A 26,265-nucleotide genomic window follows, 5' to 3' on the forward strand; every position below is an offset into this window, starting at 1 on the left:
ACGCGGTTCACACGCGCCATCCGGGTTGCTCGGGCGAGTCCAGCCACACCCGGTGCGTTCCGTCGGCCGCCACCGACAAACCGAAGCGGTCCGGAGCGGGCGAACCCAGCCGGGCCCACTCCTGAAGGGCCTCCTCGAACTCGTCCCAGATGCTGCGCGGGCCGCCCTGCTCGATCATCCACGACGTGCCGTAGGGGTAGACCCGCACCCACGAGTCCCCGGTGCGGTCGCACACCCACACCCCCGACCCGGTGCCGATCCACCTACGGCGCAGCCGCCACCCGGGCACCATCACCGACAGCGCGAACGCCGACGGGAACGCCATGAGCGGTGCCACCGGGTCCACCTGGGTGAGGCGGTACTCGTCGGGCTGCTGTCCGGTGTCCCGGACGGGCGGAAGCCGGGGGCCGGGGGCGCGCAGCGGCACGAAGCCGACCCCGCCGTGGAAGCTCGCCCGAGCCGTTCCGTCGCCGGGGCACACCAGGCGGGCCAGTACCCCCGTACCCTCCAGCAGTCCCCACGGGCACACGATCAGACCGCCGGGTGAGAGCTGCCCGATCCACGCGGGCGGGACGCGGCGCACCCCGCAGGGCGAGATGACGCGGTCGTAGGGTGCCCGCTCAGGAAGTCCCTCGTGGCCGTCGCCGGTCAGCACCACGGGGTCGTAGCCCTCCGAGTGCAGGGTCTGCCGGGCCGTCCGGGCCAGGCGTTCGTCGATCTCCACGGAGACCACGGCGGAGTCGCCCAGCCGGCACGCCAACAGCGCCGTGTTCCACCCGGTCCCGGTGCCGACCTCCAGGACCTTGAGCCCGTGGGCCAGGTCGGCCAGTCCCAGCATCCGGGCCAGCACCGTGGGCGCGGCACTGGAGGAGGTGGCCCGGGACGGCGCGGATCCACGCGGCCCGGGCACGCCGCCCTCACCGCCGCGCGGCTCGTCCCGTTCGGTGAGGACGGCGGGATCGTCGATCCGCGTCACGAGGGCGTTGTCGGCGTAGACCGCCGACAGCCACAGGTCCGGGTCGCTCGCGGCGTTGAGCGCCGTCCCGTGCGCCGTCAACGCCCCGGACTCGGGGATGAACCGGTGTCTGGGCACCGCTCTGAACGTCTCGATGAGGGAGGCATCGACCAGGGTGCCGTCCGCGATCATCGCCTCGATCAGTGCCGAGTGGCGTTCTCGTGCGGTCAACACGTCCTCGACCCCCGTGCCTCTCGCTGTGGCGGTGGTGCCCGAGTGCACCACCGGGACGGTTGTGCCCCGGGAGGCACGATTTCAACCGGCAGTGATGTTATCGCTACTCTTCGAGCTTTTCGCTGGTGGAAGCGGGCGTTCGGAGAGTCGTCTCCGCGTCGTGCCGCGGAAGGTCCACATACCCGTGTGGACCGCTCCCGTAGTGGTAGTCCTTTCCCCGGATCGGTGCCCACGCCACTCCCGCCGCGATGCGTTCCACCACGTCGGGGTTGAAGATGTAGGGCCGCCCCACCGACACCAGGTCCGCGCGCCCGGAGGCGACGAGCGCGGTGGCGCTCTCCTGTGTCGTCTCCACGTGTTCACCGGTGTTGCCCACCAGGGTCCCGGACCACCGGGGACGCAGGTCGTCCAAGGCCGGATAACGCGGATCGTCCGTGAGGTGCAGGTAGGCCGGACTCAACGGGGCGATCGCCGAGAGCAGCGCCCGGTAGGTCGGTGCCGGGTCCCGCTCCACCATTCCACCTTCCTTGTTGCCGGGGGAGATCCGCAACCCCACCCGGTGGGCTCCGATCGCGTCGGCGACCGCCTCGACCACCTCCACGGCGAACCGGATCCGCCCGGTGACCGGGCCGCCGTAACGGTCGGCGCGCAGGTTGGTGCCGTCGGCCAGGAACTGGTGCACGAGATAACCGTTGGCACCGTGGATCTCGACCCCGTCGAACCCGGCCCGGATCGCCGCCCGCGCCGCCTCCGCGTGATCGGCCACGGTCCGACGGACCTCCTCCGTCGTCAGAGCGCGCGGGACCACCGGATCGACCTTGCCGTCGAGGGTGTGCACCGGACCGGGCGCGACGACCGCCGACGGGGCGACCGGGATCCCCCCGTCCGGACGGTTGGCGGGATGGGTGTTGCGTCCGCTGTGCATGAGCTGGGCGAAGATCCGTCCTCCGGCCGTGTGCACGGCCCCGGTCACCGAACGCCACGCCGCGACCTGCTCCTCCGTGTCCAGTCCGGGTTGGAGGGGGTGATGCCGACCGGCGATGTTCGGGGAGATCCCCTCGGAGACGATGAGCGCTGCCCCGGCGCGCTGCCGGTAGTACTCGATCATCAGCGGGGTGGGCACGCCGCGGTGATCGGCGCGCATCCGGGTCATGGGGGCCATGACCACACGATTGGGCAGGGTGAGCCCGGCCAGGTCGTGGGGGGAGAGCAGCGGGTGGCCGGTCGGGGCGGTGGTGCGCTGGTCGGTCCGCGTCGTTGTCGTCGTCATGGGACGAGCGTAAAATCTGACATCCATGTGAGATTCAAGGGCTTGTGCGGTAGATCACCCCGGAGGGTGCGATGCGGATCGGCGAACTCTCTCGACGGACCGGGGCCAGCCCCCGTTCCCTGCGCTACTACGAGGAACAGGGGCTCCTGGTCTCCACCCGCACCCCGGGCGGGCACCGCGAGTACGCCGAAGGCGTGGTCGAACGGGTCGATCGCATCCGCTGCCTGTACTCGGCCGGCCTCAACAGCGACACCGTCCGTCGCCTCATGCCGTGCATGTACGCCAACGAACGCGGTGAGCCCGCCCCCGACCTGCTCGACATGTTCCGCGACGAACGCCGGCGGATCGACGCCGCCATCCGCTCCCTGGAACGGACCCGCGACTCCCTCGACACGGTCATCGACGAGACCGTCCTCGCCCGGGAGGCGTCGGCGGCCCCGCCCTCCGCCCGGGAACCGGTTACGCTCACACCCATACGGACATGACACCGAGACCCGTCACCGCGGGTGCGACGAGGAGACGGCCGTGAACCCTGGCGGAATGGACATGCAGGCCCTGCTCCAGCAGGCCCAGCAGATGCAGCAGCAGCTCGTGGAGGCACAGCAGGCCCTGGAGGAGGCCGAAGTGGAGGGCACCTCCGGCGGCGGCCTGGTCAAGGTCAAGCTGAGCGGGCGCGGACAGGTCGAGGACATCACCATCGACCCCAAGGCCGTCGACCCCGACGACGCGGCCGACACCGCCGAGACCATCGCGGACCTGGTCCTGGCGGCCATCCGGGATGCCGAGGCGCAGGTCGAGCGGCTTCAGCAGGAGAAGATGGGCCCGCTCGCCCAGGGTCTGGGCGGCGGCGGGATCCCCGGCCTCCCCGGTTTCTAGACACCGCCCCACCGAGGGACGAAGACGACGACCCGACGCGTACGCGGAAGGTCGTCGTTCCCTATACGGTGGTGGTAGGGGTGACGGACCGCCCCGAGCCAGACGGTCCGACCGAATGGGCGGGCGATGTACGAAGGCGCGGTGCAGAATCTGATCGACGAGCTCGGGCGGCTGCCCGGCGTCGGTCCGAAAAGCGCGCAGCGCATCGCCTTCCACCTGCTGTCCGCCGAGCACGCGGACGTCAAGCGCCTCGTCGGCGCGCTGGTCGAGGTCAAGGAGAAGGTGCGCTTCTGCTCCATCTGCGGCAACGTCGCGGAAGAGGAACAGTGCCGGATCTGCCGTGACCCCCGGCGTGACGCCGCCGTCATCTGCGTCGTCGAGGAGTCCAAGGACGTCGTGGCCATCGAGCGCACCCGCGAGTTCCGGGGGCGCTACCACGTCCTGGGCGGGGCGATCAGCCCGATCGAAGGTGTGGGCCCGGACGACCTGCGCGTCAAGGAGCTCATGAAACGTCTCGCCGACGGCGAGATCACCGAGCTGATCCTGGCCACCGACCCCAACCTTGAGGGGGAGGCCACCGCCACCTACCTCGCCCGCCTGGTCAAACCCATGGGTCTCAAAGTGACCCGGTTGGCCAGCGGCCTGCCCGTGGGCGGCGATCTCGAATACGCCGACGAGGTCACTCTGGGACGCGCCTTCGAGGGGCGCCGCAGCCTGGAGTTCTAGCTCACATTTCGCCTTGATCCTGTCGAAATATGAGTACTCTCCCGATCGCCGGGTAGGCCCGAGCGCTGGTGCGCCGTGCTCGACTACGCCTTCCGTCCCAGGTGGGACGGGCTGACGAAGACGTCACCGGTTACACTCCCTTTCAATCGTCTTTGATCCCAACTCTTCAGGAGCATCGACCGTGGCCTTGATCGTGCAGAAGTACGGTGGGTCTTCCGTGGCCGACGCGGAAGCCATCAAGCGAGTAGCCCAGCGGATCGTCGCTCAGAAAAAAGCGGGATATGACGTCGTCGTCGTGGTCTCGGCCATGGGCGACACCACCGACGAGCTCATCGACCTCGCCGAGCAGGTGTCCCCGATGCCGCCGGCCCGCGAACTCGACATGCTCCTCACCGCGGGTGAGCGCATGTCCATGGCCGTCGTCGCGATGGCCATCACGAACCTGGGCTTCGAGGCGCGGTCGTTCACCGGTTCCCAGGCCGGTGTGATCACCACGTCCCTGCACGGCAACGCCAAGATCATCGACGTCACGCCCGGCCGCATCAAGGAGGCCGTGGACGAGGGCGCGATCTGTATCGTCGCCGGTTTCCAGGGCGTCTCCCAGGACACCAAGGACATCACCACCCTGGGCAGGGGCGGGTCGGACACCACGGCCGTGGCCCTCGCCGCCGCCCTGGAGGCGGACGCCTGCGAGATCTACACGGACGTGGACGGCGTGTTCACCGCCGACCCGCGCATCGTTCCCACCGCACGGCGCATCCCCCAGGTCTCCTACGAGGAGATGCTGGAGATGGCCGCCAGCGGGACCAAGATCCTGCACCTGCGATGCGTGGAGTACGCGCGTCGGTACAACATCCCCCTGCACGTCCGTTCGTCGTTCAGCCAGAAGCCCGGGACCTGGGTCGTTCCGGAAGTCGAGGAAAGCGAAGGCATGGAACAGCCGATCATCTCCGGGGTCTCCCACGACCGGAGCGAAGCCAAGGTCACCGTCGTCGGGGTTCCGGACAAGGTCGGTGAGGCCGCCACGATCTTCAAGGCGCTCGCCGACGCCGAGATCAACATCGACATGATCGTGCAGAACGTGTCCGCGGTCTCCACCTCCCGCACCGACATCTCCTTCACGGTGCCCAAGGACTTCGGCAAGCAGGCCCTGTCCGCGCTGAAGAAGGTCCAGGACAAGGTCGGCTTCGAGTCGCTGCGTTACGACGACAAGATCGGCAAGGTCTCCCTCATCGGCGCCGGCATGCGCTCCTACCCGGGGGTCACCGCCCGTTTCTTCGACGCCATCGCCGGTTCGGGCACCAACATCGAGATGATCTCCACCTCGGAGATCCGCATCTCCGTCATCGTCGCGGAAGACCAGATCGACGCGGCCGTCCAGGCCGCCCACACCGAGTTCCAGCTCGACGCCGACCAGGTCGAGGCTGTCGTGTACGGAGGTACCGGCCGATGAGCAACCGTCTTCCCACCCTGGCCATCGTCGGCGCGACCGGCGCCGTCGGCACCGTGATGCTGGACATCCTCACCCAGCGGGAGAACGTGTGGGGCGAGATCCGCCTCATCGCCTCCCCGCGCAGCGCCGGCAAGGTGCTCCGGGTACGCGGCGAGGACGTCGTGGTGCAGGCCCTGGCCCCCGAGGTGTTCGACGGCGTCGACGTCGCCATGTTCGACGTCCCCGACGAGGTGTCCAAGGAGTGGGCGCCGATCGCCGCCGCGCGCGGTGCGGTCGCCGTCGACAACTCCGGTGCGTTCCGCATGGACGCCGACGTTCCGCTCGTGGTGCCCGAGGTCAACGCGGAGCAGGTCCGCAACCGGCCGCGCGGCATCATCAGCAACCCCAACTGCACCACCCTGTCGATGATCGTCGCCATCGGCGCCCTGCACCGCACCTTCGGTGTCACCGACCTGGTGGTCTCCTCCTACCAGGCCGCCTCCGGCGCGGGCCAGGAGGGCATCGACACCCTCCGCGACCAGATGGCCAAGGCGGGCGCCGACCGCACCCTCGGCGAGAAGGCCGGCGACGTCCGCGCCGCCGCGGGCGAGCTCGGCCCCTTCCCGGCGCCGCTGGCCTACAACGTCGTGCCGTGGGCGGGTTCGCTCAAGGACGAGGGCTGGTCCTCGGAGGAGCTGAAGGTCCGCAACGAGTCCCGCAAGATCCTGGGCCTGCCCGACCTGCGCGTCTCGGCCACCTGTGTCCGCGTCCCGGTCATCACCACCCACTCGCTGACCGTGCACGCGACCTTCGCCGAGGAGGTGACCGCCGACGCCGCCCGCGAGCTGCTGGGCAAGGCCGAGGGCGTGACCGTCCTGGACGACCCGGCCAAGGGCGAGTTCCCGACCCCGGCCGACGTGGTGGGCACCGACCCCACCTGGGTGGGGCGCATCCGGCAGTCGTTGGACGACCCGAAGTCGCTGGACCTGTTCCTGTGCGGCGACAACCTGCGCAAGGGCGCCGCGCTCAACACCGCGCAGATCGCCGAGGTCGTCGCGAAGGAGTTCACCTCCTAGGGCGTGTGTCCGTGGAACACGCCTTAGCGCTCGGTGGTTCTCCGTCCCTCGGGGGTGGTCGCTTCGGCGGCCGCCCCCGTCGGCGTGTACGGGTCAGGCGCGCCCTCGCGGCCGGGGCCGGGCGAGTGTCAGTTTGTAGAGGAGTCGACACTGGTCGGCGGAGCCGATGAGATCGGAGGTCTCCACCGGGCGGTCGCCGCTGAAGTGGGTGCGTTCGACCACCAGGACGGGGATGCCGGGGGCGGAGTCGAGCAGTGCCGCCTCGGAGTCGCGCAGCACCCGCACCCCCACCTCCTCCACGACCCGGTCCACCGGGTACCCGGCGGAGGCCAGGCGTTCGAGCAGGCCCACCTCGGGAGCGGAGTCGAAGGGGGTGCGCAGGGTTCCGACGGTGAGGGACGCGGGTTCCCAGGAACGGTGCAGGGTGAGGGGCCGGCCTTCGGCCAGTCCGCGCGAGGTGGTCCGGTACACGGGTTCGCCCTCGCGCATGCGCAGCCGCTCGTTGATCGGATGCTCACCGATCTCCTGCTCGGTGCCGAAGGGCTCCCGGGAGAGTCGGCCCAGGCCGGAACCGGAGGTGGCGTCGGTGCGGCAGAGGCGGAAGACGTCGGGCACGTCGCGCACGTAGTAACCGGAACCGGGTCGGGCCTCCACCAGGCCCTCGGTGACCAACAGGCGCAGCGCGGTGCGGGAGATCTGTTCGCTCACCCGATACGTCCGGGCCAGGCGGGTGCGCGAGGGCAGACGGGTGCCCGGGGGCATCTCGCCGCGCAGGATCGGGGTACGGAGCTGATCGGCCAACCACAGGTAGCGGGGTTTCCTGGTCACGGTCACGCGACTTCGACGCCTCCCGGCTCGGCTCTGCGCGTCCGGGGAGGAGGACGGAGCGGGGTCGCTTCGAGGGGAGGAGAGCCCATGTCTCTCAGTAAAGCAGTGGAAAGCGCTGGTGGGGGGCGGTACCGATGAGTAGCCCATCGATCCGGCGTCGAGGAAACGCCCGAAAACCGTGAAATGGGGGTGAGTGTGCCCTCCTGGTGATTACTCTTGGTATCGATATGATCACTTCATGCTTGGGGGAGTCATGATCGAACACCTCACGGACCGCATCGCCCTCGCGAACACGACGGACCCGGTCGGCACGGCCGTCGCCTGGATGACCGGTATCACGGGCATCGCCATCGTCGCCATCGGTCTGGCGCTCCTCATCCTGCTCATCGCCGCCGTCATCTCGGCGGTGATCGACGACAACACGACCGCCGGCGGGAAGCTCCTGTGGGTGATCTTCATCCTCTGGTTCCCGTTCTTCGGGGCGATCGCCTGGTTCGTGGTCGGCAAGAAGGGCTACCTGAACCGCATCCTGGGCGTGGACAAGGGCAAGGTCCGGCACACCAGCCCGCCCAGCGTCGGTTCGCACAGCGACATCCGTGTCACCGACCGGTCCGGTGCGGGTTCGCAGGGCGACTTCCACGACACCGACCGGTCCGATATGGGTTCGCACGGCGAGTACTACGACACCGACCGGTCCGGTGCGGGTTCGCACGGCGAGTACCACGACACCGACCGGTCCGGTGCGGGTTCGCACGGCGAGTACCACGACACCGACCGGTCCGATATGGGTTCGCACGGCGACATCCGCGGCACCGGGCCGATCCCGCAGCCGGGAACGGAGCGGTACACGGCCGCTCCGCAGCAGACCGGGCGGTACTGACCGGCCCTCTCGACCCTTCTGCTCCCCGCCGCGTGCGAGCGGCGCCCCGGTCCGCGCCGGGCCCCGGCCACCACCGGGAACATCGCGACCGACACGGCCGCCGAACCGCGTGCGCCGGGGGCGCCCGCCGCACACGGTCGGGACCGCGCCCGAGGGAAGGACCGTGCCGCCGAGGGCAGCGCCGTCGCCGCGGGGATACGTCCGCGGACCGGGTCGCGCGGGTCACCGGGCGTGATCCCGGTCCCGGGAGTGGCACCGGGGAAGCGGCTCCGACCACCGGCGAACCGCCCGGGGACGCCCGCCGGGCGGAGCGAAGGCCCCACGGCCCCGGTCGAGGGGCCCTGGGGCGCGTTCCCCGGGCACCCACCCGGCCGCGCGCCGCCCCGCCCTAGACCGACTCGAAGTCGGCGAAGTCGAAGCCCGGCGACACGAAGCAGCCCACCAGGACCTCTTCGGCGGCCGCCGGGCGGGCCGACTGCCAGGTCTCCGCGGGCACCAGGACCTGGAGCGACTCTCCCGCCGCGAGGTCCGGGCCCAGGATCCGGCCGCCGGAGGGCACCGGGGCGGGACCCGTCCCGCCGAAGTCCAGCCGCAGCGGGCCGCCCCGCTGGAAGACCCACATCTCGTCGGAGCGCACCCGGTGCCACCGCGACTTCTCGCCCGGACACAGCAGGAAGTGGATCCCGGTGGCACTCGGGCGATGGCCCGGATACCCCTCGGGCCGGATCCGCACCCCCGACTCCCAGGTCCGCCGGTACCAGCCGCCCTCGGGGTGCGGCAGCAGGTCCAGCGACTCGGCGGTGGACGGCCGGTCCTCGACCGCCGTGAACCGACCGTCCGGAGCGCGACGCAGGTGGCGGACCTCCGTCACCGCCTCCCGGGGGACGGCGCCGTAGACGTGCGGGAAGAGCGCGCCCCCGTCCGTCCCGGGCGGCGGTGCGGGATCGGCGGCCTCCCAACGGGTCTCCACGCCCAGGGAGTCCAGGATCCCGGTGTCCACGACCAGGGCGACCAAGGGCTCGGACACGTTCGTGTACAGGGCGTTGGCGACCGCGAGCAGGGTCTTGTCGTCGGGTGACGCGTGCACGAACCCCTGGGCGGCGAGCGAGTCGGCCTCGACGTCGCCGCCGGCCTTCCAGCGCTCCAGCTCGGTCATGTGCAGGATGTGGGCCATGCCGCCGACCGTACCGCTCAGGGGTTGCCGATGACACCCAGACCGTGGTGGTACAGGTGGTACTCCGGTCGGCCGTCCCCGCCCTGGACGCGATCGGCCCAGTCGGTCAGCGAGAGGTCCGAGGGGAAGGGGATGCCCAGGTCCTCGGCCATCTCCATCACCATCATGGCCAACCGGGTCCCGTTGACCTCGTCGTAGGGGGTCGGCTCGGTGTGGAAGGCGATCTCGTACTCCAGGTCCTCGGGGGCGGTGGCCCTGATCCAGCCCCGCTCCTCCGGCTCCAGGTCCTCCAGGTCCACCTCACCCTCGCCCGCCGCCGCGTACAGTGCCAGGCGCATGGTCTCGCCGATGTCGAAACCGAAGACCCAGGGGCCGCCGGCGCCGGGGACGCGCCCGTGGAGACCGAAGGAGCGTTCCAGCCCCAGCGCGGTCATCTCGGCGGCCATCGTCCCCAGGGAGGCGGACAGCAGGCGGGCGTACTCCTTCCAGTCCTCGTGCCGGTTCACCCCGGGCATGGTCATGCCGCTCAGGTCTCCGAAGGGAAGGGGTTCCAGCGCGATGGCGAGGAACCCGCTCATCCGTCCGTCGCAGTTCTCGTAGCTGCGCCGGTACCAGGACTCCAGCGGCCCCGAGGGGAGCAGGGTCAGGACCGGTCCGGTGAGGGCGGCGCGCAGTTCCAGGGACAGCTCCCCGTCCCGCCAGCGCGCGAACGGGGCGCCCCATGAGGGGGAGCCCGAGAAGTGGGACGCCAGGGTGTCGTAGGCGCCCATGACCCCGGGGTGACCATAGCCCTCGCGCAGCTCCCCGAAGGCCCTGCGGAAGGCCTCGACGTGCTCCCGGGTGCCGCCCTCGACCACCTCCAACGGCTGATGGAGGCCCAGGACCTCCTCCCCGTCGGTGTAGTCGACGTTGTACGACTCCACCCGGGTCAGGCGGGCGTCACCGGCGGGATGCCCGGTGCTCAGGGACACCCCGCGCTCGGTGGCGACCCACTCCCAGCCCAGGCCGGCGGTCCCGGTGCGGACCTCCTCCTCGGACCAGGAAACGGGGCGCAGGCTCAGGAGCCGTTCGGCGACCGGTAGTGCTCTCTGTTCCACGGTGTCCCTCTGTTCCTTCTCCCATACGGTCGGGGACGATCCTGGCAGAGGCACGTGACGGTCCGCCGGCCGCCCCCTCGCCCCCCCGTGTGGGGCATCTCGTCCACGGGGGCCGTGGACGGCGCGAACGCCCCGGCCGAACCCGGCCGGGGCGTTCGCGAAGACGTGCGGATCCCTACAGGATGATCCGCATCGGCTCCTCCAGGATCTCCGCGAGGTCCTTGAGGAACGCCGCGCCCACGGCGCCGTCCACCGCGCGGTGGTCCACCGACAGCTCCAGGGAGATCCGGTTGCGCACGGCGATCTCGCCGTCCACCACCACGGCCTCCTGGCGCATCGCGCCGACCGCCAGGATCGCCGCCTCCGGCGGGTTGATCACGGCGGAGAAGCTGTCCACGCCGAACATGCCCAGGTTGGACACGCTGAACGTGCCGCCGCTCATCTCCTGCGGCTTGAGCTTGCCGTCCCTGGCCTTGCCCGCCAGCTCGCGGGTACGGCCGGAGATCTCCGACAGCGTGGCCTTGTCGGTGTCGTGCAGGACCGGCACCACCAACCCGGAGTCGACCGCGACGGCCACGCCGACGTTGATCCGCCCGTGCTGGAGCAGCTTCCCGTCCACCCACGAGGAGTTGACGGCCGGGTGCAGCTTCAACGCCGTGGCACTGGCCTTGACGATGAGGTCGTTGAAGCTGATCTTCGCCCCGGTGCTCGCCAGCTGCTCGTTGATCTGCGAGCGGAAGGCCTTGAGAGCCTCGGCGTCGATCGTCCGGCGCAGGTAGAAGTGCGGCACCTGCTGCTTGCTCTCGGTCAGTCGGCGCGCGATCACCTTGCGCACGTTGCCGATCTGGACCTCTTCGGAGTCGCGGCCGTCGTCGAAGGCGGGGGCCTGCGACGCCGGGGCGGCGGGTGCGGCCGGGGCCGCCTTCTCCTTCGCGGCCGGGGCGGGCGCCTCGGCGGTGCCCTCCTTGGCCGCGGCCTCGATGTCGGCGCGCACGATCCGGCCCCGGGGACCCGAGCCCTTGATCTTGGTGATGTCCAGGCCGTACTCCTTGGCCAGCCGACGGGCCAGCGGGGAGGTGCGCGGACGTTCACCGCTCTCGGAGCCGGTCTCGGCGGGGGCGGACGACTCCGCCGGGGCCTCCTCGGCGGGGGCGGTCTCCTCGGCGGGGGCCCCCTCGGCCTCCTCTTCCTCCTCGTCCGCCTCCTCGGCGGCCGGCTCCCCGCTCCCGGAGCCGTCCGGGACGGCGTCGGGAGAGTCACCGATCACACCGATGACGGTGCCGATCTGTACCGTCTCGCCCTCGGACACCGACTGCGCGACGAGGAAACCGTCCTCGTAGGCCTCGTACTCCATGACGGCCTTGTCGGTCTCGATCTCGACCAGGACGTCACCGGACGCGACCTTGTCACCCACCTGTTTGACCCAGGTGCTGATGACGCCTTCCTCCATGGTGTCGGAGAGGCGCGGCATGTAGATCTCGCTCATGAAATGGAACTCCCTCTACCCGACCCGCTTGCCGACGGCGCTCAGGGTCTCCTTGATGGCGGTGCTGATCGACTCGATGGACGGCAGGGCCGCGGTCTCCAGCGGCTTGGCGTAGGGCATGGGCACCTCGGCCATGGCCACCCGTCGCACGGGGGCGTCCAGGTGATCGAAGGCGCCCTCCTGGATGGACGCGGCGATCTCCGCGCCGATCCCGTACGTCAGCCAGTCGTCCTCGCAGACGACGGCGGCGCCGGTCTTCTTGACCGAGTCCACGAAGGTCTGGCGGTCGAGAGGGCGGAGGCTGCGCAGGTCGACGACCTCGACGCTGATGTCCTCCTTGGCGAGCCTCTCGGCCACCTGGGTGGCGACCATGGCCATCCGGGAGTAGCCGATGAGGGTGATGTCGGTGCCCTCACGGGTGACGGCGGCGCGGCCGATGGTCGCGACGTCGTCGTTCTCGGGCTGCGCGTAGTCCTCGGGGACCTCGCCCTTGGTGTTGTACAGTCCCAGGTTCTCCAGGAACAGCACCGGGTCGTCGTCGCGGATGGCCGCGCGCAGCATCGACGACGCCTCTGCGGGCGTGCTGGGCGCGAGCACCTTCAGACCCGGGATGAAGGAGTAGAACAGCTCGATGTTCTGCGAGTGGGTCGCGCCGAGCTGCTGGCCGCCGCCACCGGGGGTGCGGATGACCATGGGCACGCTGGTCTGGCCGCCGAACATGCCGTAGATCTTGGCGGCGTGATTGATGATCTGGTCGATCGCGATGAGCGAGAAGTTGATCGTCATCAGCTCGACCACCGGGCGCAGGCCCAGCATGGCCGCGCCGATGGCGGCGCCGACGAATCCCTCCTCGGCGATCGGGGTGTCCTTGACCCGACGGGGGCCGAACTCCTTGAGCAGGCCCTCGGTGATCTTGTAGGAACCCTCGAAGACGCCGATCTCCTCGCCCATGACGAGGACGTTCTCGTCACGGACCATCTCGGCGTGCAGGGTGTCGCGCAGGGCCTGACGGTAAGTGATCACAGACATGTGTCGTCGTCCTTCTCTACTCTGCGAACACCGGGTCGGCCGGCATGCGCCGCGACTCGTTGGGGACCGGGGTGGCGTACGTGTAGTCGAAGAGGGTCGACACGTCCGGCGTCGGGCTGTTCTCCGCGAAGTCGGCGGCCTCGGTGACCTCGGCCTTGACGGAGGCCGCGATCTCCTCGCGCAGTTCGTCCGTGAGGACGCCCGCCTCGGTCAGCCTGGCCTCGAAGAGCGTGATCGGGTCGTTCTCGTCGGACCGGGCCTGCTCCCGCTGCTCGTCGGTGCGGTACTTGGCGGGGTCGACGACGGAGTGGCCCTTCTGTCGGTAACTCCATGCTTCCAGCAGGAACGGGGTCTGCTCCTTGCGGGCGCGCTCGACCAGCTCGGCCGCGGTGTCGCGGACCGCGAGCACGTCACGGCCGTCCACGCGCACGCCCTCGATGCGGAAGGCGGAACCGCGCTTGTACAGCTCGGGCTCGGCGGAGGACATCTCGACGGTGGTGCCCATGCCGGTGAAGTTGTTGATCACCACGAACACGATCGGCAGGTTCCATAGCTTGGCGATGTTGAGGGACTCGTGCCAGGCGCCGATGTTGGTGGTGCCGTCCCCCATCTGGCACATGACGACCTCGTCGCCGCCCCGGTAGGAGATGGCCAGCGCGGCGCCGGTGGCCAGCGGCAGCTGGCCGCCGACGATGCCGTAACCGCCGAGCATGCGGGTCTTGGTGTCGTACATGTGCATGGACCCGCCCCAGCCCTTGGAGACGCCGTCGGAGCGCCCGTAGAGCTCGGCCATGACCCTCTTGGGGTCCATGCCCTTCTCGATCGCGTACCCGTGGTCGCGATAGTTCGTGAAGAGGTAGTCGTTCTCGTGCAGGGCGTCGAGCAGGCCGACGACGGTGGCCTCCTCGCCCAGGTTGAGGTGACAGTAGCCGCCGATGCGCGCCTGGGTGTAGGCCTGGGCGGTGCGCTCCTCGAAGCGGCGGATGAAGAGCATCCGACGGTAGTAGTCGAGCAGGGCCTCGGGCTTCTCGGCGCCGAGACCGGGGGCGCTCTTGCGGCTCCGGCGCCGGGTTCCTGCGGACCTGACGGCGGCGCCCTTCGGCTTGGCCGTGGTGTCAGCCATGGTGTGCCTTTCTACGTACGAGAGGGCCCGGCAACCCGGCCTGTGGGCCGAGGTGCGAGAGGCCCGCCGGGGTCGCGCTGTCGGGTGCGGCTCCGGCACGCGTCACCGCCGGGCTCAACGGCGGTGACGCTCCTGTGGCTGTCGGGGTGCGCCCTGGGGAGCGTGGCTCGTCCTCTCCTGGGCGCGAAAGACTCGCGGGGTCTCGTATGCGGTTGTCACCGGACCCCTTCATCGCATGCTTCCCGGTCTCCACCGCGCTAAGCATGAGGTGGCGAGAGCGCGCGGCGATGAGTGCGTCGGGTTCGTTCACCGGCCGGATGAACGATTCCGGACACCCGTAAGGGGCCGTGCGGTGTGTGACGTGCGTCGCGCCACACTCTACGGTCTGATCGATGATCGATCAATAAGACTTTACGGCAGATACCCGGACCTTGGCCCGGGAGGGCCGGTCATCGGTGGGAAACGCCCGTGTCGGGCCCGGGTCAGTGCGTGCCCTCGTGCGACTTCAGGGCGGCTTCGACGTAGTTGAGCACGTGATCGCTCAGCATGTGACCGACCTCCGCGTCGCCCTCCCGGAAGGCCTTCGTGATCTGGTCGTGGTCGGCGGCCTTGGCGTGCAGCTCCATGTTCAGCCAGCGCACGGACAGGGTCGTCCACACCTCGACGCCCAGCGACTCCCAGGTGTGGAGGAGCACACTGTTGTCGGCGGCCCGCACGACCTCCCGGTGGAACTCCACGCTGTGCTTGATCTGCGCGGACACGTCACCCTCGGCGGTCGCCCGCTTGAGCAGCTCCACCTCCCGCTCCAACGGGGAGGGGTCGGCCCGGAGGCGCGGGGCCGCCAGTTGGGCCGCCACCAGCTCCAGGCCGGCGCGCACCGGATAGATCTCGGCCATGTCCCGGACGCCGAAGTCCCTCACCCGGGCGCCCTTGTTGGGCACCGTCTCGATGAGCCGCAACGTCTCCAGCTCGCGCAACGCCTCGCGGACCGGAGCCTGGCTGACCCGCAGCTCGGTGGCGATCCGGCGTTCGACGATCCGCTCGCCCGGCTGCCAGCGGCCGGACAACAGGCCCTCGACCAGGACCTGCCGGATCTGCTCCCGCAGCGGCTCCCTGGCCAACTTCGAGGGATCATCCGGCAACATCGGCAGGTCGACCATCCAGGGCCCTTCCCGTTCGCGGCCGCGCACAGCGCGTGCGCGGCCGGTTCACTCGTCGTCTCGGAAACTCCTTGAAGAGTGCCACACGCGCGGGAGCCGCTTCGCCGATCGGACTCGAAGCGCTAACGGAAAGCTCACGAACGTGTCGCATGGCGGTGAACCGCCTGGGTCCAGTATCCGGGCGTGCGGCAAAGTCCGAGGTGGAAGGGTCACACTTGGCCACCAGGGTCACCAAGGGGGCGAAGTGTCCGGGTAGGCTCATCTGTCGGCAATGTTCACACCGCGTCGCGCCCATGTGACGCACGCGACGGTAAAGGAACGACCGAGAGCGCGTGAACCGCGTTCGGGACATGAAGCGGTGCGGGGGGCACCGCAGGAGCAGACGACGCATCGCAGACGTTCTTCTTCCGTTCCTCGGAGACCGGACCTGCCGAGGGCCGTTCACAAAGGGGTGAACCGGCTCGAAGGTTCGGCCGTCGAAGGGAGGTGAGGGGTCATCCCTCACCCCGTCGACCCCGAGGGCGTTGGGAATCCCGTTTCCGGAAACCGCGGCTGGCCCTTCCCCCGACCAGTGCCACAGGCGAGCCCACGACACGTGAGACAGCACTGAGCACATGACGCACTCTTCAAGGACCCGGCATCCGAGGGCGAGACACGTGACCACGACGCACGACAGGGAAAAGAGGACCCCGGAACCGGGTCCCTACAGCGGCCCCATCCCCGTCGTGCGCGATGTTCCGCTCACCCCGGGGCCCCCGGTCGTCCGCGCGGTCAAGTGGCCGAGCGTCAGCGAGATCGCGTGGGGTCTGGCATCGGACCGGATCGCCATCATCCTGGCGGTCGCGCTGATCGTGGTGACGATGCTCGCGGCCGGTCCGCTGCATCCCGTGGACGATTTCCTCAATGAGCTCCCCCGGCCCTACTGGGACCTGATCCGCGAACCGCTCATCCACTGGCCGGACAACGTGGCCTCCCGTTACGTGGCGCTGCCGGTGCTGGGGGTGGTCGCCCTCCAGTTGGCGTACTGGCATCGCAGCTGGCGGCCGATCGTGTTGAGCGGTGTGGGCGTGGTCGGCATCATGTCGCTGGTATCGATCATGAAGCTGGGCATCAACCGGGGCCACGCCAAGCACTACGACCCGGAATTCTTCGCCGGGGCGGGGAACGTGGCGTTCCCCTCCGGGCACGGGTCCAACGCGATCCTCATCTACGGGCTGGTGCTGTTCCTCATCATCCGCTTCGGCGCGGCCCGGCCGCACATCATCCGGCGCCTGGGCTACTGCATCGTCGGGATCGCGCTGCTCCAGTCGGCGGTCTCGATCTACCTGCACTTCCACTGGTTCTCGGACCTGGTCGCGGGGATGATCGCGGGCGGTTTCGCGCTGCGACTGACGATCCGGTTGGACCGGATGATCCCGCACGGGCGCACCGTCGAATGGTGGCCCTGGTACGGCCGCCAGGAGGACTAGGGTCCGCTCTTCGCATGTCCTTCAGCGCTCCTGGGGGATCGCGAGGCCGCCCACGGGGTTCTGGAGGTCGACGTGGCGGCCGAAGGTTCGCGTTCTTCGGGCGGCCGAGCACGGACCGGAGCGCAGCGGAGGTTCGAAAGAACACGCCCCGGGCCTCCAGGGGTCTCGCGCACTTCCGACGGCGCCCACGGACATGGTCCGGGGCGCCGTTCCCGTTCTCCGTCGTTCCCGGGAGTCGAAGCCCTTGCGGGAATACCCCTAGGGGGTATATTCCTTGAAGAGTGAGAGCCGCATGGTGCGGAGATCCGTCCGAAAAATACCCCTATGGGGTATATGAAGGGAAAGGGGAGGGGCATGAGCGCACAGGGCCACGGCGAACACGTCGGGCACACCGACCACGGGGAGGGCTCCGACCACGGCGGGCACACGGGGCACGGTGGCGGACACGGGGACCACGCGGCGATGTTCCGGACCCGGTTCTGGTGGAGCCTGCTCCTCAGCCTGCCCGTGGTGTTCACCAGCCACATGGTCTCGGGGTGGCTCGGCTACCACGTGCCCGAGGCGCTCGCCTGGGTGCCGCCGGTGCTCGGCACCGTCGTCTACCTGTACGGCGGATGGCCCTTCCTCTCGGGGGTCGCCGGGGAGATCGAGGCGCGCCGACCCGGGATGATGACCCTGGTCGCGATGGCCATCACCGTCGCCTTCGGCGCCAGCACGCTCGCCACCCTCGGTGTGGTGGGCACGGCGCTCGACTTCTGGTGGGAGCTCGTCCTGCTGGTCGTGGTGATGCTCCTCGGCCACTGGCTGGAGATGCGCGCCCTCGGTCAGGCCTCCGGCGCCCTGGAGGCGCTGGCCGCCCTCCTGCCCGACCGGGCCGAGCGGATCGGCGCGGACGATGGGGCCGAGGAGGTGGCCGTCTCCGACCTGGGCGCCGGGGACACCGTGCTGGTCCGCTCCGGCGGTCGGGTGCCGGCGGACGGCACCGTCGTGCGGGGCTCCGCCGCCATGGACGAGTCGATGATCACCGGAGAGTCCCGCACCGTCACCCGAGCGGAGGGGGACCGGGTCGTCGCGGGCACCGTGGCCACCGACTCCTCCGTACGCGTGCGCGTCGACGCCGTCGGCGAGGACACCACCCTGGCGGGGATCCGGCGGCTGGTCGCCGAGGCACAGGCGTCCACCTCCCGCTCCCAGGTCCTGGCCGACCGCGCGGCGGGACTGCTGTTCTGGTTCGCGCTCGGGTCCGCGATCATCACCGCCGTCGTCTGGGCGGCACTGGGAGAGCCCACCGAGGCCGTCGAACGGACCGTGACGGTGCTGGTCATCGCCTGCCCGCACGCGCTCGGGCTGGCGATCCCGCTGGTCATCGCGATCTCCACGGCCCTCTCGGCGCGCAACGGCATCCTGATCAAGGATCGGATGGCGTTGGAGCGCACCCGCCTCGTGGACACCGTCCTGTTCGACAAGACCGGGACCCTGACCAAGGGCGCCCCGGCCGTCATCGAGCACGCCGCCGCCCCCGGCGCGGACGCCGCCCGGGTGCTCGCGCTGGCCGGTGCGGTGGAGGCCGACTCCGAGCACCCGTTGGCCAGGGCCGTCGTCCGGGCGGCGAAGGAGGCCGGGGACGTGCCGACGGCCGGTGGTTTCCGCTCGCTGACCGGGCGAGGGGTGCGGGCCGTGGTGGACGGCGCCACCGTGCACGTGGGGGGTCCCGCCCTGCTGGACTCCCTCGGGTCGATCGCACCGGAAGACCTGGAGGCGCGGACGGGACCGTGGCGTGAGCGTGGGGCGACGGTGCTGCACGTGGTCGTCGACGACGTCGTGGTCGGGGCGCTGGCGCTGGCCGACGAGATCCGTCCCGAGTCGCGAGCGGCCGTCCGGCAGCTGAGGGCGCAGGGTGTCCGGGTGGCGATGGTCACCGGAGACGCCCGTAACGTGGCCGACGCGGTCGCCGCCGAGCTGGACCTGGACGAGGTCTTCGCCCAGGTCCTGCCGGACCAGAAGGACGCCGTGGTCCGCGATCTCCAGGAGCGCGGCCGCACGGTGGCGATGGTCGGCGACGGCGTCAACGACGCCCCGGCCCTGGCCCGCGCGGACGTCGGCATCGCCATCGGCGCCGGTACCGACGTGGCCATCGAGTCGGCGGGTGTGGTGCTGGCCTCCGACGACCCGCGCGGTGTCGTCTCGGTCCGCGCCCTGTCCCGGGCGGGCTACCGCAAGATGATCCAGAACCTGGTGTGGGCGGCCGGCTACAACGTCATCGCGGTGCCGTTGGCCGCCGGTGTGCTGGCCCCGATCGGCATCGTCCTGGCACCGGCGGTCGGCGCGGTGCTGATGAGCCTGTCGACCGTCATCGTCGCGCTCAACGCGCAGTTGCTGCGGCGGGTGGACCTGACCCCGACGGAATGAGGGATGTCCTCAGTCGGCCAGACGGAGGAGTGGCGCACGGCCCATGGAGGGGGGAGGATCGAAGGGTCGGTCCTCCCCTCTGTAGCGGGAAGGGGCGGTCGGCGGGCCCCGTCCCGCTTCGGATACGGGACGGCGGCCCATTCCTCACCCCGCCCCGGCCGCGCTCTTCCACGCCGGGTCGTGATCAGGGTGGTCCTTGTGGATCCAGCGCCGTGCGGGCGAGCGCACGGGTGGGGCGGCCTCCTTGCTCGGTGCCCTCGTTCACGGTCCGCCGTGGGAGGACCGGTACGAGCGGTCGTCGTCATCCTCGAACCGGTCGCCGCACCACCCGGCGCGCTTCACCCGGGCCCGGCCCTCCTACTCGCACGGGGCGTCGAGGGCGTTGGCCGAGGCCCGGAAGGAGCGGGTCGCGGGGGCCTCTCCCTCCGGGCCCCGGCCGGCCGGGTGGCCGAGCCTCCTCTCCGCCTCGCGCCCGTCACCCCTCCTGCGCGCGAGGGCGTAGTGGCTCCGGGCGCCCGCGCGGAATTCGGGCGGTCCGCTCGGCGACGGCCTTCCGGTCGCCCCCGGCGACGAGGCCACACGGGATCGGGTCATCGATGCGTGTCCTTTCGTCCGTTTTCGGCCCGTATCCCCTGTCGAGAAGGCGATCCGGGGTTTCACGTGAAACATCGGATCGCGTCCGCCCCGCGCGTCCACCGCCATCGGTCCCGCCCGGGGTCCACCACTAGGGCGTGTTCCGTGGATGCCGCCCGTCGCGAGAGCCGTACCGGGGCGTCGCGCGGCAGGGTGAGTATCCGCGGAACACGCCTTGGAACCCGAGCAGGCGCGGGCCCGCCGCGAGGCGGCCCGGCCCCTGTCGGAGCGGCCCGTCGTCGCCATCCTCTGGGAGGGGATGCCATCAGCGAGGCCGCCCAGCGCGTCATCGCCATGGGCGAGGTGCGCCCGTGCGCCGGGGTGACCGCTCGGCACAGCCTGCTCATCGCCGCGTGGAACCGCCCGGTGGAGGACACCCGGCGCTTCGAGACCGACCTGATGCGAGTGGTGCCCGAGCCGGTCGTCGGCGACCGGGCCGTCGCCCTGTGGCGGACGAAGATCCTCGGCCAACGCGGGTACCGCACCGGCGGTGTCCCGGTCGACCCGTGGAACGTTCCCGCCCCCGGACGAGGGGGCGACGGCCCGGGGCCGTCCCGCGTTCAGTCCGCGCTCAACGCCCCGATGGGGTGCTGGGCCGCGGCGCGCAGGGCGGGCAGCAGCCCGGCCACCGCGCCGATCGCCACGGTCGCGGCCACGGCGCCCACCCCCGCCCACCAGGGCAGGGCGAACGGCCACCCGCGCACCAGCGCGAACACCAGGGTCACCACCGCGCCCAGTGCCACGCCGAACACCCCGCCCAACAGGGACAGCGCCATCGCCTCCACCAGGAACTGGACCCGGATCGCCCCGCGGGTCGCCCCCAGGGCCCGGCGCAGTCCGATCTCCCCGCGCCGCTCCAGCACCGAGATGACCATGGTGTTGGCCACCCCGACCCCGCCGACCAGCAGGGCCACCCCGCCGAGCCCCAGCAGCAGGCCTTGGAGGGTCCGGTCGGCGGCCTGTCCGGCCGCCAGGGCGTCCGAGGGCCGCGACACCTCGACCTCGTTCGGCCGCTCCGGGTTGGCGTTGCGGCCGATGAGCTCCCGGACCTCGGAGATCCGCTCCGGGTCCACGCGCACGTAGACCATGGACGCGTCGCCGGTGGCGCCCAACAGCTCCTCGGCGGCCCCTTGGCCGACCAGCGCGGCGTTGTCGAGTTCCGGAGCCAGTTCCACCGGCTCCAGCACGCCCACCACGGCGAAGTACACGTCACCGATCAGCACCAGCGTGTCCGGGGTGATCCGGGTGACGCCCAGGCGCTCGGCCGCCGACGCGCCCAGCACCACCGCCGGGTGGTCCGCGGTCGCCCCGTTGAACCACTCGCCCAGCGCCGTCTCGGCGCGCAGGGTGTCCAGAAGGTCCACGTCGACGCCGTACACGCCGATACCGCCCGACTCCGCCTTGGGGACCAGGTCGCTGCGGTACACGTTCGCCCCGCCCACGGACTCCACCCGGGCGGTGCGCTCCACCTCGGGCATGCGGTCGATCCGGCCGCGCGCCTCCTCCGGCAGCGTCGCGTTCCCGCCGAACAGCGTGCTCCCCGGCGCCACCGTGATCAGGTCGGTGCCCAGCCGGGCGAGCGTCGCCTCCAGGTCGGCCCGGCCGGAAGCCGAGATGCCGACCACGGACACCATCGCGGCGATGCCGATGGCGATGCCCAGCGCCGACAACACCACCCGGGTGGGGCGGGCGCGCAGCCCGCTCGCCCCGGTGCGCAGGTGGTCGAGCGGGGACAGTCGGGCCGGCCGGAGCCGGTCACGCCCGGCCGACCGGCTCCCTCGGCGCCCACGCGGGGCCGTCCGGTCCTCGTTTCCGGGTCGGGTCCCGTGGTCCTTCGCGCCCCCGCGTCGGGCCGTCCGCCCCTCCCCCTTGCCACGGCCGATCATGAGCGCCCCTCGCGAGCGGAGACGGACACGGTCGCGGAGTCGGCGACGACCCGCCCGTCCCGCACCTCCACCCGGCGGGGCGCCAGCGCCGCCGACTCCCGGTCGTGGGTGATGACGAGGACGGTGACCCCGTCCCGGTGCAGCTCGTGGAGCAGGTCCATCACCGCCGCCCCCGACGCCGTGTCCAGCGCGCCGGTCGGCTCGTCGGCGAGCAGCAGCGCCGGAGCACCGACCACCGCGCGGGCGATCGCCACCCGCTGCCGTTGACCGCCGGACAGCTCGTGCGGCCGGTGGTCGATCCGGTCGGCCAGTCCCACCCGCGTCAGCGCCTCCACGGCCCGTGTCCTTCGCACTCGCGCCGGCGATCCCGTGTAGAGCAGGCCGTCGGCGACGTCGTCCACGGCCCGCACGTTGGGGGCCAGGTGGAACCGCTGGAACACGAATCCCAGGGAACGGGCGCGCAGTGCCGACAGCGCGCCGTCGTCCAGCGCCCCCACGTCGTGGCCGAACACCCGCACCGTCCCCTCGGTGGGCGCGTCCAGGGTGCCGACCAGGTTGAGCACGGTCGACTTGCCCGACCCCGACGGCCCGACGATCGCCACCATCTCGCCGCGCTCCACACGCAGGTCCACCCCGTCCAGGGCACGGACCCCGCCCGGGTGGACCCGTGAGACCCCGACGAACTCGACGGCGGGAACGGTCTCCCGGAATCCCTCCCGCCCACCGCTCTCCTCGCGGACGCTCATCCCGGGATCACCACTTCCGTGCCCTCGGCGACGCCGTCGCCGGAGACCTCCACCAGCCCGTCGGAGAACCAGCCGGTCTCCACCGGGACATCGCGCACGGTGCCGTCGGCGGCCACGACGGAAAGCCCGTACCCTCCGCCGGAGAGCGCGATCAGCGCGCCCACGGGCGCGGCGAGCACGTCCTCGCGCGCCTCTCCTCGTACCTCCACGGTCACCGGGGCCCGATCGAGGAACCCCGCGACGTCGTCGGGCAGCCGGACCAGCACCTCCACGGTGGCCCCCTCCTCGGCACCGGGCGTGCCGTCCTCCGTGCCCTCCTCGGTGTTCGCCACGGTGCCGACGGAGGCGACCTCGCCGGTCACGAGGTCGCCGCCGGGCATCTCCACGGAGACCTCATCGCCCTCGGCCACGAGGTCTCGGTCGTCCACGTCCAGGTCGATCCGCACCACGCGCTCGGTGGCGGCGGTGTCGAGCAGGGCGGTGCCGGGGGCGATGTTCGCGCCCACGGAGGTCTCGTGCCCGGTCACCCGCACCGGCCCCGACGTGTACCAGATCCGCGCGGGGTCGACCGTGCCGGTGACCTCCATGCCCTCGGTGTTCCGCTGCCAGTTCCGCACCGCCTCGGCGGTGAGCAGGGTGTACTCGTCGTCCACGGTGAACCCGCCGTACCCGAGTTCGGCCAGCGCCTGCTCGAACCGCCGCACGTCGGGCCCCTCGACCCCGGGTTCGAGCACCCGGTGGGTAGGGGCGTCCCCGCGGAGCAGGACGGTGGGCCGGCCGTCGATCTCCCAGGCCCGGTCGCCCGCGGACAGTTCGGTGCCCACCTCGGGCAGCCGGGTCAGCACCCCTTCGGAGCGGGCGAAGAAGGAACCGGCCGCCGGGTGACCGAGTGCGCCGTCCAGTGACTCACGCCGTTCCAGGGTGGTGCGTTCGACGGTCGCGGTGGCCTCCGGCCTCGGGTCCGGTTCCCCGTCGGAGGAGGTCGGCGGCCCCCACACGGTGAGGGCGGCCACGACCCCCAGCGCGATCAGCGCCGCCAACGCGGCGATCAGCCATCCCAGACCGCGCCACCGGCGGCGCGGTCCCCCCACGGTTCCGGGTTCCTCGGGGGTGATCACGGTGCTCACGAGTCGCCGTTCCCCTCGCCCCGCGCGGTCTCCGAGCACCGGGTGAGGGCCGCCATGCCCTCGTCGTCGTCCGGGTCCACCGGGACGGCCAGGCCCATCCCCCGTTCGGGATCGGGCATGTCGTAGCCGTTCTCGCGCATGCACTCGGCCATCCGCAGGTTCTCCTCGAACATCTCCTCCTCGGAGGGGGCGTTCTCGTCGACGGGCAGCAGGTTCTCACAGGTCTCCATGGCGGCCATGAGCTCTTCGTCGTCGGGGCCGGCGGCGGGCAGGTGGACCATGCCCTCCCCCTCGGGGTCGGGCATGTCGTAGCCGTTCTCGCGCATGCAGGCGGCGAAGTCCACCATCGCCTCCTCCATGGTCGGCTCCCGCGTCCCGGAGGCCTCGTCGTCTCCCTCTCCGCCGAGGGGCCCGCAGCCGGTGAGCAGCAGGCCGGCCATGACCGCCCCCAGGGCGTACACGGTCGATGCGCGCATGTCGTTCGTCCTCCGATTCCGGGCGCCGGTCGGACCGGCGCCGTTCGCCTCGCGGTCGGAGCACATGTCATCGGGGGCGCGGTTAGCCGCCGGTTAGGGGCGGTCATAACCGCGTTCTAACCGGAGGAGTGCATACTCGCCGGCCAGGGGTGTCGTCGGGCGTCCGAAGGGGGAGCACCGTGCGGGTTCTGGTGGTGGAGGACGAACCGTCGTTGGCGGAGACCGTCGCCGAAGGGCTGAGGGGGGAGGGGATGGCCGTCGACGTGTGCCACGACGGCGGGACCGGCTGGGAGACGGCCACCGTCCACGACTACGACGTGATCGTCCTGGACCGGGACCTGCCCGTCCTGCACGGCGACCTGGTGTGCCGCCGGCTGGTGGCCGACCCCGACGTGCACGCCCGGGTGCTCATGCTCACGGCCTCCGGGGGAGTGGACGACCGGGTGGCCGGACTCGACCTGGGCGCCGACGACTACCTGGCCAAACCCTTCGCCTACACGGAGCTGGTGGCCCGGGTGCGGGCGTTGGGGCGGCGGTCCCGCCCGGCCGCGCCGCCGTTGTTGGGTCGGGCCGGGGTGGAGGTGGACACCGTGCGCCGCGTCGCGTTCCGGGACGGGCGGGAGGTGTCCCTGTCGCCCAAGGAGCTCGGGGTCCTGGAGGAGCTGCTGCGGGCCGACGGCGCCCCGCTGTCGGCCGTCCACCTCATCGAGAAGGTGTGGGACGCCCACCTCGACCCGTTCAGCGGGGTGCTGAAGGTGGTGGTGCACGGCCTGCGGCGCAAACTCGGCGGTCCGCCGGTGATCGAGACGGTCCCCGGTCAGGGGTACCGGATCCGGGCCGGGGGCCCGGAGTGAACGGGCTCACCCTGCGCACCCGGCTCGCCCTCGTCTACACGGCGGTCTTCCTGCTCGGCGGGGCCGCACTGCTGGCGGTGAACTACGGGATCGTCTCGGCCAGCCTGGAGAGCCGGGGAACGGGCCTGGCCACGACCGTCGAGGGGGTGGCGGTGGCGGCCCGGGTCGACGACCCTTCTTCGACACTCGACGTTCCGGCACGGCCGGCCCTTTCCATCGAGAGGACGGAGGCGGAGAGGACGCAGGAGGCGGTCCAAGGCCTGGTCGACGCCTACCGTTCCGCCGTGCTCTCGGACATGCTCCTCGACTCCGCCCTGGTCCTGTGCGGGGTCACGGTCCTGGCCGCCCTGGCCGGATGGCTCATCGCGGGACGCCCGATGCGGCGCCTGCACCGGGTCACCGAGGCCGCCCGCACCCTCTCCGAACACGACCTGCACAGCCGACTGGCGCTCACCGGCCCCGACGACGAGTTCCGCGAACTGGGGGACACCTTCGACGACATGCTCGCCCGCCTGGAACGGGCCTTCGACGGCCGGCGCCGGTTCGTCGCCAACGCCTCGCACGAGCTGCGCACGCCGCTGGCCGTTCAGCGCACCGCCCTCGAAGTCCCCCTGGCCCAGGGTCGGGTGCCCGAGGACCTGCGGCCGACCTTCGAGCGGGCGCTCGACTCGGTGGGGCGCAGCGAGGAGCTCATCACGGGTCTGCTCCTGCTCGCCCGCTCCGATCGGGGCCTCGCCGGGACCGGGGCGGTGAGCCTGGCCGAGGCCGCCGGCGACGCGGTCGCCCTCCACACCGGTGCCGCCGAGGCCGCGGACGTCGACCTGAGGCTGAGGGTCGAGCCCGCCGAGGTGACCGGTGAACCGGTCCTGGTGGCGCACCTGGTCCGCAACCTGGTCGACAACGCCGTCCGTTACAACGTCGACGGCGGGTGGGTCCGGGTGGAGGTGGGCACGACGGCCGACCGGGCCGTGCTGCGGGTCGTCAACACCGGGCCGAGGGTCCGCGACGCCGACGTGCTGTTCGAGCCCTTCCACCGGGGCGACGACGCCCGCCTGCATCGGAGTCGTTCGGGCAGCGGTCTGGGGTTGTCCATCGTCCGGTCGATCGCCGAGGCGCACGGCGGCACGGTGTCGGCGCTGCCGCGCCCCGAGGGCGGACTGACCGTCACGATCGGGTTCCCCGTCGCGCCCGACGAACACGGGCGGTGACGAATTCTCGGGTGACGCGACAACGCAACGAAAACGCGAACGCCGTCCCCGGTGGTTTCGTCACCCGGGGCCGCGGTGCGATCTCCGGGCCCCGCCAACGAAAGCCCTCGG

22 protein-coding genes and 1 pseudogene are annotated in these 26,265 nt (G+C 71.3%); 10 read left to right on the forward strand and 13 right to left on the reverse strand.

Annotated features, from left to right (window positions below):
• Positions 1-7: 7 nt before the first annotated feature.
• Entirely contained in the window at positions 8-1,186 is a 1,179-nt protein-coding gene (locus PWG71_RS18955; protein ID WP_274811174.1) for a methyltransferase domain-containing protein, read from the reverse strand.
• A gap of 106 nt (positions 1,187-1,292) precedes the next feature.
• A complete protein-coding gene (locus tag PWG71_RS18960) occupies positions 1,293-2,459 on the reverse strand; it encodes an alkene reductase (RefSeq protein WP_274811175.1) in 1,167 nt (388 codons plus the stop codon).
• Between the two features lie 71 nt (positions 2,460-2,530).
• On the opposite strand from PWG71_RS18960, the gene PWG71_RS18965 reads away from it, so the two are divergent.
• The 5 genes from PWG71_RS18965 to PWG71_RS18985 all read left to right on the forward strand — a co-directional run bounded on the left by PWG71_RS18965 (position 2,531) and on the right by PWG71_RS18985 (position 6,569).
• On the forward strand, positions 2,531-2,944 hold the full coding sequence (locus PWG71_RS18965) for a MerR family transcriptional regulator (RefSeq protein WP_274811176.1): 414 nt from the start codon (positions 2,531-2,533) through the stop codon (positions 2,942-2,944).
• A gap of 55 nt (positions 2,945-2,999) precedes the next feature.
• The gene (locus tag PWG71_RS18970) at positions 3,000-3,335 is read left to right on the forward strand and encodes a YbaB/EbfC family nucleoid-associated protein (protein WP_274811244.1); all 336 of its coding nucleotides are present in this window, start codon (positions 3,000-3,002) and stop codon (positions 3,333-3,335) included.
• Positions 3,336-3,461: 126 nt separating this feature from the next.
• Positions 3,462-4,061: a recombination mediator RecR gene (gene recR, locus PWG71_RS18975; protein WP_274811177.1), complete on the forward strand. Its 600-nt coding sequence runs from the start codon at positions 3,462-3,464 to the stop codon at positions 4,059-4,061.
• Between the two features lie 181 nt (positions 4,062-4,242).
• Positions 4,243-5,514: an aspartate kinase gene (locus PWG71_RS18980; RefSeq protein WP_311512390.1), complete on the forward strand. Its 1,272-nt coding sequence runs from the start codon at positions 4,243-4,245 to the stop codon at positions 5,512-5,514.
• Complete coding sequence (locus PWG71_RS18985; RefSeq protein ID WP_274811179.1) at positions 5,511-6,569, forward strand: aspartate-semialdehyde dehydrogenase; 1,059 nt, start codon at positions 5,511-5,513, stop codon at positions 6,567-6,569. The genes PWG71_RS18980 and PWG71_RS18985 overlap by 4 nt, the downstream gene beginning before the upstream one ends.
• A 93-nt stretch (positions 6,570-6,662) precedes the next feature.
• Here PWG71_RS18985 and PWG71_RS18990 read toward each other — a convergent pair whose 3' ends face one another.
• A complete protein-coding gene (locus PWG71_RS18990; RefSeq protein ID WP_274811181.1) occupies positions 6,663-7,397 on the reverse strand; it encodes a GntR family transcriptional regulator in 735 nt (244 codons plus the stop codon).
• A gap of 253 nt (positions 7,398-7,650) precedes the next feature.
• On the opposite strand from PWG71_RS18990, the pseudogene PWG71_RS18995 reads away from it, so the two are divergent.
• A pseudogene (locus tag PWG71_RS18995) lies at positions 7,651-7,989 on the forward strand (PLD nuclease N-terminal domain-containing protein); the annotation flags it as partial.
• Positions 7,990-8,665: 676 nt separating this feature from the next.
• On the opposite strand, the gene PWG71_RS19000 reads toward PWG71_RS18995, so the two are convergent.
• From PWG71_RS19000 to PWG71_RS19025, 6 genes are all read right to left on the reverse strand, one after another.
• Positions 8,666-9,451, reverse strand: coding sequence for a cupin domain-containing protein (locus tag PWG71_RS19000; RefSeq protein ID WP_274811182.1), 786 nt, complete (start codon positions 9,449-9,451; stop codon positions 8,666-8,668).
• 17 nt (positions 9,452-9,468) lie between these two features.
• Positions 9,469-10,548, reverse strand: coding sequence for a hypothetical protein (locus PWG71_RS19005; RefSeq protein ID WP_274811184.1), 1,080 nt, complete (start codon positions 10,546-10,548; stop codon positions 9,469-9,471).
• A 175-nt stretch (positions 10,549-10,723) separates the two neighbouring features.
• Positions 10,724-12,034, reverse strand: coding sequence for a dihydrolipoamide acetyltransferase family protein (locus PWG71_RS19010; RefSeq protein ID WP_274811186.1), 1,311 nt, complete (start codon positions 12,032-12,034; stop codon positions 10,724-10,726).
• 15 nt (positions 12,035-12,049) lie between these two features.
• Positions 12,050-13,063 carry an alpha-ketoacid dehydrogenase subunit beta gene (locus PWG71_RS19015; protein WP_274811188.1) on the reverse strand — a complete coding sequence of 338 codons (1,014 nt, stop codon included), beginning with the start codon at positions 13,061-13,063 and terminating at the stop codon, positions 12,050-12,052.
• A 16-nt stretch (positions 13,064-13,079) separates the two neighbouring features.
• A complete protein-coding gene (pdhA, locus tag PWG71_RS19020; RefSeq protein ID WP_274811190.1) occupies positions 13,080-14,186 on the reverse strand; it encodes a pyruvate dehydrogenase (acetyl-transferring) E1 component subunit alpha in 1,107 nt (368 codons plus the stop codon).
• Positions 14,187-14,668: 482 nt separating this feature from the next.
• Positions 14,669-15,346 (reverse strand): GntR family transcriptional regulator, encoded by a 678-nt coding sequence (locus tag PWG71_RS19025; protein ID WP_274811192.1) that lies wholly within the window; start codon positions 15,344-15,346, stop codon positions 14,669-14,671.
• Between the two features lie 725 nt (positions 15,347-16,071).
• Here PWG71_RS19025 and PWG71_RS19030 point away from each other — a divergent pair.
• The gene (locus tag PWG71_RS19030; protein ID WP_274811193.1) at positions 16,072-16,815 is read left to right on the forward strand and encodes a phosphatase PAP2 family protein; all 744 of its coding nucleotides are present in this window, start codon (positions 16,072-16,074) and stop codon (positions 16,813-16,815) included.
• 354 nt (positions 16,816-17,169) lie between these two features.
• Complete coding sequence (locus tag PWG71_RS19035) at positions 17,170-19,224, forward strand: heavy metal translocating P-type ATPase (protein ID WP_274811195.1); 2,055 nt, start codon at positions 17,170-17,172, stop codon at positions 19,222-19,224.
• 1,193 nt (positions 19,225-20,417) lie between these two features.
• On the opposite strand, the gene PWG71_RS19040 is transcribed toward PWG71_RS19035, so the two are convergent.
• Genes PWG71_RS19040 through PWG71_RS19055 form a run of 4 tightly spaced genes read right to left on the reverse strand, consistent with a single transcriptional unit; the run spans position 20,418 to position 24,092 of the window.
• Positions 20,418-21,743, reverse strand: coding sequence for an ABC transporter permease (locus PWG71_RS19040; protein WP_274811197.1), 1,326 nt, complete (start codon positions 21,741-21,743; stop codon positions 20,418-20,420).
• The gene (locus PWG71_RS19045) at positions 21,740-22,489 is read right to left on the reverse strand and encodes an ABC transporter ATP-binding protein (protein ID WP_274811198.1); all 750 of its coding nucleotides are present in this window, start codon (positions 22,487-22,489) and stop codon (positions 21,740-21,742) included. Before PWG71_RS19045 ends, PWG71_RS19040 begins: the two co-directional genes overlap by 4 nt.
• A complete protein-coding gene (locus PWG71_RS19050; RefSeq protein ID WP_274811200.1) occupies positions 22,486-23,616 on the reverse strand; it encodes a peptidoglycan-binding protein in 1,131 nt (376 codons plus the stop codon). The genes PWG71_RS19045 and PWG71_RS19050 overlap by 4 nt, the downstream gene beginning before the upstream one ends.
• Positions 23,613-24,092, reverse strand: a complete 480-nt coding sequence (locus PWG71_RS19055; protein ID WP_274811201.1) for a hypothetical protein — start codon at positions 24,090-24,092, stop codon at positions 23,613-23,615. The genes PWG71_RS19050 and PWG71_RS19055 overlap by 4 nt, the downstream gene beginning before the upstream one ends.
• Before the next feature lie 179 nt (positions 24,093-24,271).
• On the opposite strand from PWG71_RS19055, the gene PWG71_RS19060 reads away from it, so the two are divergent.
• A complete protein-coding gene (locus PWG71_RS19060) occupies positions 24,272-24,946 on the forward strand; it encodes a response regulator transcription factor (RefSeq protein ID WP_274811203.1) in 675 nt (224 codons plus the stop codon).
• On the forward strand, positions 24,943-26,154 hold the full coding sequence (locus PWG71_RS19065; protein ID WP_274811204.1) for a sensor histidine kinase: 1,212 nt from the start codon (positions 24,943-24,945) through the stop codon (positions 26,152-26,154). The genes PWG71_RS19060 and PWG71_RS19065 overlap by 4 nt, the downstream gene beginning before the upstream one ends.
• Positions 26,155-26,265 lie beyond the last annotated feature (111 nt).

This window comes from Nocardiopsis sp. N85, assembly GCF_028882275.1.
Lineage (GTDB): Bacteria > Actinomycetota > Actinomycetes > Streptosporangiales > Streptosporangiaceae > Nocardiopsis > Nocardiopsis lambiniae.

Excerpts from the sequence above, each read along its gene's own strand:
- PWG71_RS19045 (WP_274811198.1), bottom strand. The coding sequence starts at position 22,489 with ATGAGCGTCCGCGAGGAGAGCGGTGGGCGGGAGGGATTCCGGGAGACC.
- PWG71_RS19000 (WP_274811182.1), bottom strand. The coding sequence starts at position 9,451 with ATGGCCCACATCCTGCACATGACCGAGCTGGAGCGCTGGAAGGCCGGC.
- PWG71_RS19040 (WP_274811197.1), bottom strand. The coding sequence starts at position 21,743 with ATGATCGGCCGTGGCAAGGGGGAGGGGCGGACGGCCCGACGCGGGGGC.
- PWG71_RS19025 (WP_274811192.1), bottom strand. The coding sequence starts at position 15,346 with ATGGTCGACCTGCCGATGTTGCCGGATGATCCCTCGAAGTTGGCCAGG.
- PWG71_RS18985 (WP_274811179.1), top strand. The coding sequence starts at position 5,511 with ATGAGCAACCGTCTTCCCACCCTGGCCATCGTCGGCGCGACCGGCGCC.
- pdhA (WP_274811190.1), bottom strand. The coding sequence starts at position 14,186 with ATGGCTGACACCACGGCCAAGCCGAAGGGCGCCGCCGTCAGGTCCGCA.
- PWG71_RS19015 (WP_274811188.1), bottom strand. The coding sequence starts at position 13,063 with ATGTCTGTGATCACTTACCGTCAGGCCCTGCGCGACACCCTGCACGCC.
- PWG71_RS18965 (WP_274811176.1), top strand. The coding sequence starts at position 2,531 with ATGCGGATCGGCGAACTCTCTCGACGGACCGGGGCCAGCCCCCGTTCC.
- PWG71_RS19035 (WP_274811195.1), top strand. The coding sequence starts at position 17,170 with ATGAGCGCACAGGGCCACGGCGAACACGTCGGGCACACCGACCACGGG.
- PWG71_RS18960 (WP_274811175.1), bottom strand. The coding sequence starts at position 2,459 with ATGACGACGACAACGACGCGGACCGACCAGCGCACCACCGCCCCGACC.
- PWG71_RS19055 (WP_274811201.1), bottom strand. The coding sequence starts at position 24,092 with ATGCGCGCATCGACCGTGTACGCCCTGGGGGCGGTCATGGCCGGCCTG.
- recR (WP_274811177.1), top strand. The coding sequence starts at position 3,462 with ATGTACGAAGGCGCGGTGCAGAATCTGATCGACGAGCTCGGGCGGCTG.
- PWG71_RS18970 (WP_274811244.1), top strand. The coding sequence starts at position 3,000 with ATGGACATGCAGGCCCTGCTCCAGCAGGCCCAGCAGATGCAGCAGCAG.
- PWG71_RS19010 (WP_274811186.1), bottom strand. The coding sequence starts at position 12,034 with ATGAGCGAGATCTACATGCCGCGCCTCTCCGACACCATGGAGGAAGGC.